The organism is Natrialba taiwanensis DSM 12281 (assembly GCF_000337595.1).
Taxonomy (GTDB): Archaea; Halobacteriota; Halobacteria; order Halobacteriales; family Natrialbaceae; genus Natrialba; species Natrialba taiwanensis.
Map to the genome: position 1 here is coordinate 13237 of NZ_AOIL01000013.1, position 15131 is coordinate 28367.

The 15131-nt window shown below is 62.0% G+C and carries 16 protein-coding genes; 10 read left to right on the plus strand and 6 right to left on the minus strand.

Going from position 1 to position 15131, the window contains the following annotated elements:
* Positions 1-48: 48 nt before the first annotated feature.
* Both C484_RS03730 and C484_RS23355 read right to left on the minus strand, forming a co-directional pair.
* Positions 49-387 carry a hypothetical protein gene (locus C484_RS03730; RefSeq protein ID WP_006824635.1) on the minus strand — a complete coding sequence of 113 codons (339 nt, stop codon included), beginning with the start codon at positions 385-387 and terminating at the stop codon, positions 49-51.
* A gap of 25 nt (positions 388-412) precedes the next feature.
* A complete protein-coding gene (locus C484_RS23355) occupies positions 413-556 on the minus strand; it encodes a hypothetical protein (protein ID WP_160164220.1) in 144 nt (47 codons plus the stop codon).
* Between the two features lie 379 nt (positions 557-935).
* Here C484_RS23355 and C484_RS03735 point away from each other — a divergent pair, with 379 nt between their 5' ends.
* The 6 genes from C484_RS03735 to C484_RS03755 all read left to right on the plus strand — a co-directional run bounded on the left by C484_RS03735 (position 936) and on the right by C484_RS03755 (position 5370).
* Complete coding sequence (locus C484_RS03735; protein WP_006666218.1) at positions 936-1172, plus strand: LSM domain-containing protein; 237 nt, start codon at positions 936-938, stop codon at positions 1170-1172.
* Positions 1169-1345, plus strand: a complete 177-nt coding sequence (locus C484_RS21980) for a 50S ribosomal protein L37e (protein WP_006108486.1) — start codon at positions 1169-1171, stop codon at positions 1343-1345. The genes C484_RS03735 and C484_RS21980 overlap by 4 nt, the downstream gene beginning before the upstream one ends.
* 267 nt (positions 1346-1612) lie before the next feature.
* Positions 1613-2818 (plus strand): threonine synthase, encoded by a 1206-nt coding sequence (locus tag C484_RS03740; RefSeq protein WP_049915030.1) that lies wholly within the window; start codon positions 1613-1615, stop codon positions 2816-2818.
* Positions 2819-3001: 183 nt separating this feature from the next.
* Positions 3002-3709 (plus strand): phosphoglycerol geranylgeranyltransferase, encoded by a 708-nt coding sequence (locus tag C484_RS03745; protein ID WP_006824637.1) that lies wholly within the window; start codon positions 3002-3004, stop codon positions 3707-3709.
* Positions 3710-3928: 219 nt separating this feature from the next.
* Complete coding sequence (locus C484_RS03750; RefSeq protein WP_083867279.1) at positions 3929-4540, plus strand: DUF1326 domain-containing protein; 612 nt, start codon at positions 3929-3931, stop codon at positions 4538-4540.
* 32 nt (positions 4541-4572) lie between these two features.
* Positions 4573-5370, plus strand: coding sequence for a DUF2182 domain-containing protein (locus C484_RS03755; protein WP_006824639.1), 798 nt, complete (start codon positions 4573-4575; stop codon positions 5368-5370).
* Positions 5371-5494: 124 nt separating this feature from the next.
* Here the strand turns inward: C484_RS03755 and C484_RS03760 are convergent, their stop codons facing one another.
* Both C484_RS03760 and C484_RS03765 read right to left on the minus strand, forming a co-directional pair.
* The gene (locus C484_RS03760; protein ID WP_049915015.1) at positions 5495-6349 is read right to left on the minus strand and encodes an SIR2 family NAD-dependent protein deacylase; all 855 of its coding nucleotides are present in this window, start codon (positions 6347-6349) and stop codon (positions 5495-5497) included.
* A gap of 78 nt (positions 6350-6427) precedes the next feature.
* Entirely contained in the window at positions 6428-7132 is a 705-nt protein-coding gene (locus tag C484_RS03765) for a helix-turn-helix domain-containing protein (protein ID WP_006824641.1), read from the minus strand.
* 230 nt (positions 7133-7362) lie between these two features.
* Between C484_RS03765 and C484_RS03770 the strand changes: the two genes are divergently transcribed.
* Entirely contained in the window at positions 7363-8709 is a 1347-nt protein-coding gene (locus C484_RS03770) for a cytochrome P450 (RefSeq protein ID WP_006824642.1), read from the plus strand.
* A gap of 119 nt (positions 8710-8828) precedes the next feature.
* Complete coding sequence (gene aspS / locus C484_RS03775) at positions 8829-10133, plus strand: aspartate--tRNA(Asn) ligase (RefSeq protein ID WP_006824643.1); 1305 nt, start codon at positions 8829-8831, stop codon at positions 10131-10133.
* 101 nt (positions 10134-10234) lie between these two features.
* Here aspS and C484_RS03780 read toward each other — a convergent pair whose 3' ends face one another.
* Both C484_RS03780 and C484_RS03785 read right to left on the minus strand, forming a co-directional pair.
* Positions 10235-11155, minus strand: a complete 921-nt coding sequence (locus C484_RS03780) for an alpha/beta hydrolase (RefSeq protein WP_006824644.1) — start codon at positions 11153-11155, stop codon at positions 10235-10237.
* A gap of 382 nt (positions 11156-11537) precedes the next feature.
* Positions 11538-12899: an outer membrane protein assembly factor BamB family protein gene (locus C484_RS03785; protein WP_006824645.1), complete on the minus strand. Its 1362-nt coding sequence runs from the start codon at positions 12897-12899 to the stop codon at positions 11538-11540.
* Positions 12900-13441: 542 nt separating this feature from the next.
* On the opposite strand from C484_RS03785, the gene C484_RS03790 reads away from it, so the two are divergent.
* Together C484_RS03790 and C484_RS03795 are read left to right on the plus strand one after the other, a co-directional pair.
* Entirely contained in the window at positions 13442-14125 is a 684-nt protein-coding gene (locus C484_RS03790) for a helix-turn-helix domain-containing protein (RefSeq protein ID WP_006824646.1), read from the plus strand.
* A gap of 90 nt (positions 14126-14215) precedes the next feature.
* A complete protein-coding gene (locus tag C484_RS03795; RefSeq protein ID WP_006824647.1) occupies positions 14216-15055 on the plus strand; it encodes a pantoate kinase in 840 nt (279 codons plus the stop codon).
* Positions 15056-15131: the final 76 nt, after the last annotated feature.

Sequence of the window (15131 nt, forward strand, 5' to 3'; positions counted from 1 at the left end):
GCGCAAAAGCGTTCGGCTCGGTCCGCTCAGTTGACGCTCAGTTGACGCTCAGTTGACGACGATGTCGGGTTCCGTCTCCGTCTCGGACTCCAATTCCGCCTCGTCGTCGCCACGGTACTTCTTGACCGCAACACCGGCAGCGACGAGCAACGCGAGCGCAACGAGTGCACCGACGGCACCTGAACTCGAGCCACCGTCGCCCTCGTCCGGTTTGTCCCCGGCGGCCGCAGCCGCTTCGCGTTCCCTCGCCTCGTCTGCCTCCGCGGGTCCAGGTTCGTGCTCTGGTGGTTCGGGCTCGCCAAAGGGGAGCGCGTTGCTGATCGCACCCGGTGCGAACTGATCGCCGTCGATGTGTAACTCGAGGATCGTGAACTTCTTGTCACCCATGGTCGGCCTCTCAACGAGTGTCCACTTAGCGGTTTGGATCGGGTAGAAAGGGCGCGCCGACGGCGTCGTCCGCGGTCGACTTCTCGAAACGAGTCCGCAGCAACCCGCAACCGGAGAGCGTGATGGCTGCTCCGGTGCCAGCGCCGAGCAAAATCGTTCTCCGTCTCATGGCGAGTCTCGTCGCCGATGTACGAATAGCAGTTGGAATTGGATCCAACACGGTTGCTATAGTAGCCACTGAAAGCCAGTGAATACCTGATCGCACGACGGCTGTACGATCAGTGTGTAAATCGTTTCAGTTGTTACGACATTATATTTCCTATTGACTGATTCAGAAATATAGTAACCTCCAGAAGTCTTTGCTCACAGATCCCGATGGATCGGTGAGAATCAACGGACAGCGGTTGGTTACGTTAGCACGTACTGCAAAGACTTCCAGATTCTACTATAGAATCGTCCGCGACAGCGCTACCTGGATGGTGTTTCGAGCGCGAAAGAGACGGATTCGGACCGGTACGATTAAGTGTCCATCACCTGCGCTCTTTCGTATGAGTGGACGACCGCTTGACGTTCTCGAGGCGTCACTCGGCGAACGAGTTACGGTGCGACTCAAGAGTGGCGACGAGTACGTCGGTGAACTCGGCGGCTACGATCAGCATATGAACCTCGTCCTCGAGGATGCGACGAACGCAGCCGACAGTGACGAAACCGAGCCGGCAACTGCGGAGTCGGTCGAAGACACAACCATTATACGCGGCGATAACGTCGTTTCGATCACTCCATGACTGGTGCAGGAACCCCGAGCCAAGGAAAGAAGAACAAGACGACCCACACCAAGTGTCGTCGCTGCGGAGAGAAGTCCTACCACACGAAAAAGAAGGTTTGTTCCTCGTGTGGCTTCGGCAAGTCGGCAAAGCGACGTGACTACGAGTGGCAGTCGAAGACCGGCGACAACTGAGTTGCGCCGCCGCGACACTCGATCGCTGACGCTACTCTCATTGTACTTCATACTTGTGGCTGCCGAGTAGACCACACGGCACCACCGTTCTCACACTGATCCAGCGGTTACGAGTTCACTGTGCACTTCCATCGACGGACAGGAAAGCCATTAGTCTCACGCGCCGAACGCTTGAGTATGACGACTGAGACGGACCCCGATCGCGATTCGGACGCAGGGACGGACGGGAAGTCAGCCACGGACGGCGGTGCGGGGACGGACACCGGTATCGAAACGACAGCCGCCTTTACCGGCCTCGACTGTCGCGACTGTGGCACCCATTTCGACCCCGACGAGGCGACCCACCGGTGTCCCAACGCCGACTGCGACGGCATCCTCGATCCGACCTACGACTACGACGCTCTCGGCGCTGCGCTCGATCGCGAGACGCTCGCCTCGCGTCCCTTCGAGTCGCTGTGGCGATACGAGGAGCTGCTGCCGTTCACCCGCACTGGCGCCGTCTCGATGGACGAGGGCGCGACGCCGCTCGTCGACTGCCCGAAACTGGCGGACGAGATGGGCGTCGAACGCGTGCTCATCAAAGACGAGGGCCGGAATCCGACGGGGACGTTCAAGGACCGCGGCCAGACCCTCGCCGTCACCGCCGCACTGCGACACGGCGCAACCGACGTGGCTCTGGCCTCCGCGGGCAACGCCGGCCAGTCGGCCTCGGCCTACGCCGGCCGCGCCGGACTCGACTCTCACATCTATCTGCCCTCGCGCTCCGGCTTTACGAACAAGGCGATGGTCAACGTCCACGGCGGCGACATGAACGTCGTGGGCGGCCGGATCGACGCCGCCGGTGCCGCCTTCGAGGAAGGCCTCGCCGAACACGACGAGTGGTACCCCCTTCAGACGTTCGTCACCCCCTACCGCCACGAGGGCACGAAGACGATGTACTACGAACTCGTCGAACAACTGGACTGGGAGGTTCCCGACGCGATCTGTTACCCCACCGGCGGGGGCGTCGGCCTCGTCGGCATGTACAAGGCCGCCCAGGAGTTCACTGAACTCGGACTCACCGATGAACTCCCCGGCTTCTACGCGGCCCAGTCGGCGGGCTGTGCGCCGATCGTCGAGGCCTACAACGAGGGCTGGGATGAACACGAACCGGTCGAGACGCCGGATACGATCTGCGGGGGGATCGAAATTCCCGATCCCGGCGCGAGTTCGTGGATTCTTGAGGCGATCCGCGAGAGCGACGGCGGCGCGGTGGCGACGGACGACACGGAGATCCTGGATGCGGCGACGCAGGTCGCCCAGCACGAAGGACTCGAGATGATTCCGACCGCCGCGGCGGCGGCCAGTGGCGCGTGGGAACTCGCAGAGCGCGGCGAGTTCAGCGGCGACGAAACGGTCGTCATCCTGAATACGGGAACCGGGAACAAGGAGGCGGACGTGTTGCGCAGTCACCTGATGAGCCAAGGGATCTGAGTATAGGGCCAACTGCAACGAGTTACGTGCCGATCCCGTAGTCGTCGGTCGGTCGGGGTGCAGTGACTTGCAGCGATTACTACAGTGGGTATCGGACGGCTGCGGTACGGTCTCGCGTACCAGCATTCGCCGCGCCTTGACCGTTTCGTAGCGTTTTTCCCGACTCTCGGGAAACGGGGCGGTATGACTACTGCTCCACCCTGGGACGAGTGGAACCACATTCTCAAGATCGATCCCGATAAGGACCTCCCCGAGGGTGTTACCTACGGCGATCTCTGTGCGACCGGCACCGATGCGATCGAAGTCGGCGGCACGATGGGTATCACCGAGGAGAACATGGAGGCCGTCGTCGAGGCCTGTGCCGAACACGACGTGCCGCTCTATCAAGAGCCGTCGAGTCCCGATGTGGTCATCGACAACCGGGCGCTCGAAGGCTACCTCATCCCGACCGTCTTCAATGCCGGGTCGCCGTTCTGGATCACCGGTGCACACAAGGAGTGGGTTCGCCTCGACAATGGCCTCGACTGGGACCGGACGACAACCGAGGCGTACATCGTGATGAACCCCGAGGCTGACGTGGCCACCTACACCGAGGCTGACTGCGATCTCTCGGCCGAGGACGTCGGCGCGTACGCCGAGATCGCGGAACGGATGTTCGGCCAGGAAATCGTCTACATCGAGTATTCCGGGATGCTCGGCGACGAGGCTGTCGTTGAAGCCGCAGGGGATGCAGTCGACGACGCGACACTGTTCTACGGCGGCGGCATCCACGACTACGAGTCGGCCCACTCGATGACCCAGTACGCGGACGTGATCGTCGTCGGCGACCTCGCTCACGACGAGGGCGTCGAGGCAGTTCGCGAGACGGTGGAAGCGGCGTCCAACGCCTAGTCCGAACAGTAGATGTAGATAGTAGTACGATTGCTGTATCTAGAGATAGTTATGAAACCCGTGGTCAGTATGGGATAACGAGATACCGTGCGTGCATGGTTACTGATGAGATATATCTGCAGGCGACCAGGTAGTCAATACAACGGTTTCACCAGGTGGGGTAGTTTCACTAGATAGCTATATTATGGTGCTTGCTGGCGTACCACATGGTGTTCATCAATGGCACAAGAATGGACCATCAAGGGAGACTACGTTGAAGCCTGCAACTGCGATGTTGCATGCCAGTGTATATGGATGGAACCGCCAGATGATGACGTCTGTACCGTCTCACTGGCGTGGCATATCGAGGAGGGAAACTACGGCGATGTTGACCTGAGTGGAGTAGATGTCGGCATGCTCATTTCGACCGATGAGGGGGTCATGTTCGCCCCCGAGACGGAGTGGGACATCGTGTTATTCGTCGACGAGGGAGCCAACGACGACCAGCGAGAGGCCCTCGAGGACATCTACTCCGGCCGCGCCGGTGGCATCTGGGCACCTGTCGCTGACACGCACGTCCGATCCGCCGACGTTACAACCGTTCCGATCAGCTTCTCGCGGGACGGGGCGGACTTCTCCGTCGAGATCGGAGATGCCATCGAAATGGATGCGAGCGGTGCGGTCGGATTCAACGAGGAGGTCGGTACGATCTCGCCCCACCCACTGACGAAGAGTACGGAGGTACAGACCGGGAAGTCAACCACGGCCACCGTCTCGTACAATGACCAGTTCACGTGGGACGTCTCCGGAAACAACGCCTACCTCGGCGACTTCGAATTGGCGAACTCCTGAGGGCGGTAGGACAGCGATATAGTCCATCAATTATGGGGACACATGACTCATTCCGGGATCGAATTACCCACCGGCGCATCCCGATTGTCGCGCTCGTTACCTACGTAATCGCGCTGCTCGCGTGGGCAGCAGTTATCGGTCGCTGGCTCTCGATGCCTGGCGGACAGATGGGTATGCAAATACACATGTCCGACCCGGGAGCACCGGAGGCGATGGCGCTCTCGAACGGGTTGACCGGTATCAGCCTGTACCTGCTCATGTGGGGGGTGATGATGATCGCCATGATGTATCCGTCGTCGGTCCCGCTCTTCCGGCTATACGCCGAGACACTTGAGGGGACGACGGCCGCGGGTAAAGCAACACGAATTGGGGCATTTATCGGGACGTACGCACTAGTTTGGATGTTCACAGGAGTTGTCCCGCTTGTGGTCAATGCGCTGGTGCCGATTGTCAGCCTCGCGAACGCCCACGGCGGGCTCCTGATGGGGGGGTCGTTGCTACTTTTATCGGGGTACCAGCTTTCACCATACAAATACCGGTGTCTGCGGTATTGTCGGTCACCGATCGGATTCCTCCTGGGCCATCACCGGCCGGGGGTGCGTGGTGCCGTCCGGATGAGCTGGCAATTCAGCGTCTTCTGTGTTGGGTGTTGCTGGGCGCTGTTCGCGTTCATGGTAATCGTGGGCTCGATGAATATCGTCTGGATGGCGCTCATTGCGGTTGTGCTCTCGCTCGAACGGACGGTTGCGTGGGGTGAGCGACTGGCACGTGGGGTCGGTATTCTTGCTGGTATTGGCGGCAGTGTCGTGATCGTGATCTCACTGGTCTAGGACAGCCTTTCATCTGATAAGCATGCACACGCAGTTACCGAACCAGGCGCTTCAGTTTCGGACTCTATTCTGAATAACGAAACCGTATTACCAACTACTGCTAATCGGTCCTCGGTTTCTTCACTTACGCTGACTCCTGTGTAGACCCCGACAACTCAACCAGTTCCTGCAGCCGTGGCAACGCCGTCGTCACGTCCTCCTGCAAACAGCTGTCCGCCACGCTGTCGACCGGCGTCGACTCGAGATTGACGATCCCCACCGTCGCCTCGTTCGAAGCCGCGGTCCGCGGCAGCGACGCCGCCGGTTCGACGACCAGCGAGGAGCCGATGGCCAGAAACACGTCGCTCTCGCGGGCGAGCGAGCGCGCCCGCTGGAGGACCGTCTCCGGCAGTCGTTCGCCGAAAAGCACCACGTCCGGCTTGTAGGTGCCGCCACAGCCGCACGTCGGCGGGAGTTCACCGTCTTCGGCCCGCTCGACGATCGGCTCCATCGGCTCCCGACGCCCGCAATCGGAACACCGAACTCGCCGCGCGTTGCCGTGGAGTTCGAGGATCGTCTCGCGCGCGCTGAACTCGGCGGCCTCTTCGACGCTCTCACGGCCGTCGCTGCTGTCGTCGCCGTCGCTGTCGTTTCCCCTAGCGGCGGTCGCTGCTTTCGCGTGTAACCCATCGGTATTCTGCGTGAGGATCGCCTCGAGATGCCCGTCGCGGTTCAGTTCGGCGAGGGCGTCGTGGGCCGCGTTCGGCTCGTACTCCGCGTCGAACATCGTCCGGTGGAGTTCGACGCGATCCGCCCAGAACCCGGCAGGGTCGCGCTGGAACCGATCGTAGGTGAACTGCCCTTCGTCGAACGCCTCCCAGACGCCGTCGTCGCCGCGGAAGGTTGGCACGCCCGAAGGCGCGGAGATCCCCGCACCGGTGAACGCGACCGCGGTCTCTGCGGTTCGAAGGTCGGCTGCGAGCCGCTCGAGTTCAGCCATCCCAGACATACTGGGGCGGTTGGGTTCGAACGGCAAAAACGGGATCGGAGTGGGCTGACTGAACGTGACGGATGGGGCTTACTGTCGTCTCGGTCGGGCGTACGCAGCAGCTAACTTCGATTCGATCCGCTGGATGTGTTCGCCGACGGTCCCCGCGGCGAGGTCGAGTTCGTCGGCGAGGTCGCGTTGTGTCGTCTGTCGGGGGACCTCGTAGTAGCCCTCGCTCCACGCCAGTTCGAAGAGTTCTCGCTGGCGGTCGGTGAGTACGGGTGATCCACCGGGTGCCCCGCGTGATCGGGTGTCGTGATCCGGGTTCGGGTCGTAGTCACCGAGCCGCCGGACATCGAGGACGACGCCGTCGGGGAGATCCGCGGCCGCGCGCTGGATCGCCCGATCCGTGCCGATGATCGTGAGTTCGAGGGCGCGCCCATCCCCCGAATCGACAACGGACAGCGGCCAGTCGACGACGAGTTCGTGAGTCTGCAGGATCGACAGGAGGTCGCCGACGGGGCCGACGGTCCGGCGCTGGACGTAGGCGACGCCGCGCGTGCCGTCGCCGGCGATGTCGAACTCGAGGGCGTCCGGTGTCGCCTCGAGCAGCGTTCGGGCGCGCTCGAGGTCGCCCCGGAGTTCGAGCAGTTCGACGTATCGGTCGTCGTCTTCGGAGACGGGATTGAGGTACCGAATGGCCTCGATCGAGATGGCCTCGCTGCGACCGAAGGGTCCGTCATTGGGGTTGGGACAGCCGTCGTTCCAGGAGAGCGTGACCGTCGCGTATCTCATGGGCAGTTCCTCCGAGATGATCGGATGCCGGCTTCAAAGACGGATTCTAAGACGGCTTCCGAGATGGGAGCGTATCGGATGCGGTCGGTTCCTGTCGCTCGGATATCGCGTCGAATCGTGCTCGTCCGTCGGTGGACAGGCATACGTGGCTCATCGCGGCCCGCCCATAAGTACACCGAGCATGCTCGGGCGCAGGCATAGGCGTATTGCGTTCGTTGTGTACGATACAGATGAGTAGTGAATCATCCGCGGTCACGGACGAACATCCGCCAGGCCCTGACGGCCTCCCGATTGTCGGCAATCAGGTCGCGTTTCTCCGCCATCCCTACGAGTTCATGACGGAGACGGCCCGCGAGTACGGGGATATCGCCTATTGGGAGGACCCGACCGGCCCCGTCTATCAACTCAACCACCCCGACTATATCGAGCAGGTGCTCGTGCAGAACAACCAGCACTACGTCAAGGGCGACCGGTTCCAGAACGTGTTGGGGCCGGCGACGGGCAACGGGATTTTGAACAGCGAAGGAGCGGTCTGGCGTCGCAATCGCCACCTCATCCAGCCCGCGTTCAGGCCCGATCGCATCGAAGAGTACGCCTCGATGATGACCGAGTTCACCGAGGAGAAACTAGAGACGTGGGACGAGGGCGAGACCCGCCCGTTCCACGAGGACATGATGGAGGTCACGCTGAAGATCGTCGCCCGGGCCCTGTTCGGCGTCGATATCGACGACGATGTCGAGACCGTCGGCTCGGCGCTCGACGAGTTCATGCTGGCGACTGAGAGTCTCTCGCACATGATGCTCCCGCCGCAGGTGCCGACCCCCTCGCGCCGGCGCATTCAGCGCGCACGGGAGTCTCTCGACGCCGTCGTCTATCGGATGATCGAGGAGCGGCGGGCGAACCCGACCGACCGGGACGTGATCTCGAAGTTACTCGAGGTGACCGACGAGGACGGGACCAAACTCTCGGACGAGCAGATCCGCGACGAGGTCGTGACGCTGCTGCTCGCCGGTCACGAGACGACGGCGCTCTCGCTGACGTTTACGGCGTACCTCCTCGCGACGAACCCGGCGGCCGAGGAGCGCCTCGTCGACGAACTCGACGACGTGCTCGGCGGCGAGACGCCGACGATGGCGGATCTGGACGACCTCACGTACACGGAGCAGGTCGTCGAGGAATCGATGCGGCTGTACCCGCCGGTGCCGGGCATCGTCCGCGAACCGGCCAAACCGGACATCATCGGTGGCTACGAGATTGAACCCGGCGCAACGGTCCGCATGCACCAGTGGGTGGTCCACCGCGACCCGCGGTGGTACGACGATCCGCTCGCCTTCCGGCCGGCGCGCTGGACCGACGATCTGAAGCAGTCACTCCCTAAACTCGCGTACTTCCCGTTCGCGGCCGGCCCCCGCCGGTGTATCGGCGATCGCTTCGCGATGCTCGAAGCCCGACTGCTGCTCGCGACGATCTACCAGGACTACCACCTCGAACTCGTTCCGGGCACTGAACTCGATCTGATGGCGACGATCACCGCGCGCCCGAAGGACGAAATTCCGATGACGGTCCGCGAACGGTAACTGCGGGAGCGTGAACCGTCAGCGAGATCGGGGGTGCGACCTATCGCCACCGAACGCCACACGCCGAACGGCGGGTCGGAACGATTGCGCTTAAGTTGCGGCGACGGGAACCGGGTGGTATGCAGGACAGAACCTACACTGCCGACGCCGAGCCGGGCGACGACGCCACGGTCGCCGGCTGGGTGCACGAGATCCGTGACCTCGGCGGAATCGCCTTCCTGATTCTCCGAGACGCCACCGGAAAGATCCAGATCAAGTTCGAGAAAGACGAGATGGACGACGACCTCGTCGAAACCGGGCTGGGCGTCTCCCGCGAGAGCGTCGTGAGCGTCTCCGGAGCCGTCGAGGAGGAACCGCGCGCCCCGACGGGCGTCGAAGTCGTTCCCGAATCGGTCGATGTCATCTCCGCCGCCGACCCCGAACTGCCGCTTGACCCCTCGGGCAAGGTCGACGCCGACCTCTCGACGCGGCTCGACAACCGCACGCTCGATCTGCGCAAGGACGAGGTCCAGGCCGTCTTCGAGATCCGGGCCGAGATCCTGCGCGCCGCTCGCGAGCGGTTCCGCGAGTTCCACTGCACCGAGATCAACACGCCGAAGATCGTCGCCACCGGGACCGAGGGCGGCACCGAACTCTTCCCGATCACCTACTTCGGTGAGGAAGCGTTCATGAACCAGTCGCCACAGCTGTTCAAGCAGCTGATCGCCGGCTCGAACATCGAGCGCGTCTTCGAGATCGGCCCGATCTTCCGCGCCGAAGAACACAACACGCCGCGGCACCTGAACGAGGCTACGTCGATCGACTTCGAGGGCGCGTTCTGCGACCAGAACGACGCCATGGACGTCGCTGAGGGCGTCGTCAAGGCTGCCTACGAGGCCGTTGCCGAGAACTGCGGCGACGAACTCGAGGCGCTCGGCCTCGCCGAGGACTTTTCGGTTCCGGAGGGCGACTTCCCCCGACTCAGCTACGAGGAAACCATCGAGCGCATCAACGCTACGGGCGAACTCGACGAACAACTCGTCTGGGGCGACGACCTGCCGACCGAGGGCGAGAAGGCCCTCGGCGACGACGTCGGCGGCCACTACTTCATCACCGACTGGCCGAGCGAGATCAAGCCGTTCTACATCATGGACCACGGCGACGACGAAGAACTCTCGACCGGCTTCGACCTGATGCACCCGCGCATGGAACTCGTCTCGGGCGGCCAGCGCGAGCACCGTCACGAGCACCTCATCGAAGGGTTCGAACAGCAGGGCCTCGATCCCGACCAGTTCGAGTACTACACGAAGATGTTCAAATACGGCATGCCGCCCCACGCCGGGTTCGGTCTGGGTGGCGAGCGCCTGATTATGACGGTTCTCGGACTCGATAACATCCGGGAAGCGGTACTCTTCCCGCGAGATCGGCAGCGTCTGTCACCGTAGGCGCGGCCCAATCGATCCGTAGCGGCACCCGTAACTGCTTGTGTGTCGCTGGTCGCGGTCAGTATCGACCGCAACCGACGACAGTGGCTAGTCTATAGCGATCACCACCAACCGCCGTCGTCATCGTCGCTATTGTCATCGTCGTCAGTACCGTCACAGCTCCCGCTCAAGATTGCATCGGCCAGATCGGACCCGACGGTCGAGTCGCCGAGGTACGCGAGGTGGCTGCCGACGCTTGCGGTGACGTCGATATCCGTGTAGTTCGCGGCCGGCGTGCAGCCCGCGCCTTCGGTTCCGAGCGCCGTATCGCCGAAGCCGCCGTAGGCACCGCCGACCGTCGAGTCGTTCTCGGAGTGGTAGTTGCGGACCTCGCAGGCGTTGTCGAGGCCGTCGTTCCACGGCGAACCGCAAACCTCGGAGCCGTCGGCGGCGGCACCCAGCGGGGCGACCGTTTCGAGTTCGTAGCCAGCGCTGAGCTTGTCCGCCGTCCAGAGTACGCATCGCCCGCCGAGGGAGTGACCGACGAGACGGATGTTCCCGCCGCCGTCGCCGTAGAACTCTTCGGCGAGTTCGGCGGCGACTTCGCCCACGTCTTCGGTGTCCGATTCTGCCCCGAAGTAGTTGGCCGTGCTTGCGGGCCACTCGAGGACGACGCTTTCGTCGGGCGAGAAGCCGCCAGATTGGATCGACTGGAGCACGTCGTCGGCCTGGCTTCGGGCGGTCGAATCGCCGAACCAGCCGTGGATGAAGACGAACAGCTCGTCCGCGACGGGGAGGCTGCCGTCGGCGCTCCAACCGAACAGTCCCTCGTCGATTTCGATGACGTCGATGTCCCAGGGCGCTGCCGTTGCTGTCGTCGTCGTTGCGGACAGTCCCGCCGCCCCCACAACCGTCGCGCCGGTCGCCGCGAGGAGCGATCGTCGTGTCGTCGCCGTCGATTCCGTTTCCGCCGTCGCCCGCCGATCGCGGGTCGCCGGTGTCGATGCGTCTCTGCTCGCACTGTGACTATTGTTTTCTGCCATCTCGCAAGCAAACGATCGGCGTACGCGAGCAAAGATTCAATTCTTCACGAACGAACTCATTTATATCCGGGACGGAACGATCCGGTAACGAGTTCCGTCACCGCCGTTTCGTCCGTTCACTCGAGTCGTGTTTGGTTTGTCGCATTATGCTAGCAGGGCACCGTCTAGTTCAGCCTCTCCTTGGCTGGTATTCGGCTATTGGGCGCTTGAGTCGGCCGATCGTGGTTGTAGTGATACCTTCCCCGACCGCTGAGAGTTCCTATCACGCCAAAAACAGCCGCGACAGCGATTTCGAAGTCGACTGGCTATCGCGCTCGGATATCGGCCCGGAGGACGCCGAGTGTACACTGGGAACCCGGGGTTTCCGACACGGACGTCCGTCCTAGCAGTTCGTTTCGTCTTCGGTGTCCCCGCCCGAGTTCTCGTCTGTTCCGCTATCCTCGCTCGAGTCGTCGTCTGTTCCACCGTCTTCGTTCGAGCGCTCTACACCTGCATCCAGCGCGTGCACCGTTGCGCGATCGGCTGAAACGAAGACGGTCCCATCCGCGAACCTCGGCCCGCCAACGTCGGTATCGGCGATGAAGTTCCACTTTTCGTCGCCGGTGGCCGTATCCAGCGCGTTCAACCGATAAGCGTCCTCAAAGTCCGTATCAGTTCTGCTGACGACGAAGAGGGTATCCTCGATGACGGTTATCGGTGAGAGCAACAGATTACCGGCGAGGAAACACCACAGTTCCGTGCCCGTCTCCGCATCCACCGCGTGAACGACGCCGTCGTCGCCATTCCCAAGCGCAGTTCCAACGAAGAGCGTGCCATCCGCCTCGGTCACCGTATTGACCGAATTGTCGGCCTCGAATTGCCACTGTTCTTCGCCTGAAGCCGCGTCAACGGCGTACAGACTGGCGCACGTGGAATAGTCAGCACACGCGTCCGACCCGGCAAAGAGCGTGTCGTCGATCACGGTTACGAACTCGAGTGTCGGGCTTTCGAGACCGGGCTCCGGATTCAGCGTGAATCGCCAGCGTTCGTCGCCGGTGGCTGCGTCCAGCGCGGAAACGTAGTACTGGAGCTCGGAGTTAGTCGGCTGTTCCATGTCGCTGCCGAATGCACCGAGGAACAGCGTGCCATTGACCACTGACAACTCGGTCGTTACCCGAGTGCCGGCGTCGGCGCGCCACTCTTCCTCGCCGGTAGCCACGTCCACGGCGAACACGTTCCCGTCACTATCAGCGACGTAGAGTGTGCCGGTGGCGGTCTCGGCGAAGAAGTCCGTTCTGGGATTGGTTTCTACGCCGTAGCCCACCTCGAACTGCCATCGTTGTTCTCCGGTGGCCGCGTCCACCGCGTAGACGCAAAATTGTGATGGGATGAAGACGGTGTTCTCCGCAACGTGTATCGGTGCAACTGTATCCTCGTACTCGTCGAACTGCCACTTCTGTTCGCCTGTGTTCGCGTCGAGCGCGTACACCGAGGTACCCTTTCCGTCCCCTCCGTCCTGACCGGAGGGATCGTTAGTCGTAGCAAAGACGGTGCCATCGACCACGATCGGCGGATTGTGAAATCTCGTGTCGTCGACACCGAATTGCCACTCTTCGTCGCCCGTCGATGCGGACAGTGCATGAACAGCATCGGGGTTACTCACGAAGAGGGAACCATCCGCTACGGATGACAAGGAGGGACCACGAATGAATTCCGAATTAGTGAAATCGACTCGCCACAGTTCTTCACCTGCACTCGACTCCATGCTCTCATTACTTTCGCCACTAGTGGCTATTCCAGTACCGATCCCCGAAAGGAGGCACGCACCTGCAACACCGTGCAGGAATCCGCGACGACGAGTTGATTGGAACGATTGCTCTTCGAGTGGATTACTGTTGTGTTCATCCATACCCTCGCAGAAAGAGTAATCGATGTTAATTATACTGTCCGTAGACAATTTCAGTATACCAATCATCTCTACAGAACTCCTGTCAGATCCAGAACGACCGAAATCTCCCTTCAGTGTCAGGGATCCCAGCAACGCACGATGTATTCGAAATCGGTCGATAGGCACACAGCGCCGGGCCCTTCAACGGAAGAGGAGTGTTGTACGGATCGGTGGAATTAGTCGTCTTCTATCTGATGCGGAAGAAACAGGCTCGTATTTAGTTACGGCTGGTGGATGAGGCGGGTAGATTTGTAGCTGTTCCATGGCGAAAATCCTCCCGGCTCACTTTCACGATTAACGAATCACCACCTTCATTCGCTTCGGAACGTTTTTACCAATGGTTATTGTCCTCTGGCTACATGAAGAGAATGACATATATTGTCACTCCACGAGAGGAGTACTTCGATCCGACGGAACTTCGCTTTCGGGCGAACGGGGTGACACTCGAGGCGATCCACAAGGTAGACATCCTTACGGACGGGACGATAACGGTGTTTCTCGAGGTGACGGGCGAAGTACCGGCAGTTCGGCGGTCCTTCGACGAGGACCTGCCGCGCCTGGTGGACTGTGAGATTCTCGACACCGATCAAACGACGATGGTCCAGCTTCGCTACCACCCGACCGAGTTCAACCGCGCGATTCTCGAACCCCATCGGAGTTACGGGGTGTTGGTGCAGTATCCGATGGTGTTCGTCGACCCTGCACAGTCGTCCCTGCGGGTGACGGTCGCGGGGCCGAGCGAGGACATCCAGCAACTCGTCGCCGAGACGCGCGACCTCGCCGATCTCACCGTCGAGACCGTTACGGAGTACGACCACACCGCCAGTCGGCAGGTCCACGAACTCACGACCCGTCAGCGCGAGGTCTTGCTCACCGCCTACGAATGCGGCTACTACGAGGTGCCCCGAGAGGCGACCTACGCGGACATCGCGGCGGAACTGGACTGTTCTGCGAGTTCAGTCGGGCAGACGCTGCGGCGGAGCGAATCTAGACTTGTCACCGTGACCGTCTCGAATCAAACGGGGGCTCGGACGGAAACCTGAGACGTGTGATAGCAGTAACAAAACTGCCCGTAGGGCCACAGTGTGGCTCGAATCCGCAACGTTATACTCCCCGAGTCGCAAGGGTCGCCAATGCGCGAGGAGGCGACGGCGTTCGTACCAGGGCACATAACGGGCTTTTTCAGCGCGCACCCGGCCGACGATCCGACGAAATCGGGATCGCGCGGTGCGGGATTGACGTTGACCGACGGGGTGACGGTGACGGTCGAACCGGTCTCCGAGGAGGCGTCGGAGTCGATCGTCATCCTCGACGGCGAAATGATCGATATCGAACCGGTCGAGACCGTTCTCGAGACGCTCGGCGTCGTCGCTCGCATCGAAGCCGAGTCCGACCTCCCGCTGGGTGCCGGCTTCGGCGTCTCGGGTGCGATGGCACTTGGCACCGCACTCGCAGCAAACCGGGTTTTCGAGTGCAAACTCTCGCGAAACGAACTCGTGGCGGTCGCCCACGGTGCGGAGATCCAGGCCGGCACCGGGTTGGGCGATGTCGTCGCACAGGCTCACGGCGGCATTCCGATCCGACTCGAACCGGGGAGTCCGCAGGAGAACAAACTCGACGCTATCCCCACGCGAGCGCGCGTCGAATACGTGTCGTTCGGTGAACTCTCGACGGCGGACGTGCTTGCGGGCGAAACGGAGCAGCTGACGACCGCCGGCAAGGAGGCGCTTTCGCGGGTCGTCGAGGAACCGACTCTCCTCTCGTTTATGTACGCCTCGCGGCTGTTCGCCCGCGAAGCGGAGTTGCTGACCGACCAAGTCGCAAAGACGATCGGCGACGTGACCGACGAGAACGGCCAGGCGTCGATGGCGATGCTCGGCGAGACGGTCTTTGCGCTCGGGACGGGGCTCTCGGCGGCGGGGTACGAGCCGTCAGTTTGTGCGACCCATCCCGCGGGAGCGTTACTGAAGTAGTGCGTCGCTACCGGGGCGCGACGAGCCCTCGTCGCTGGCCGGTCACACGCAGTTCGAAGCCTGAAACCTCGCCCGC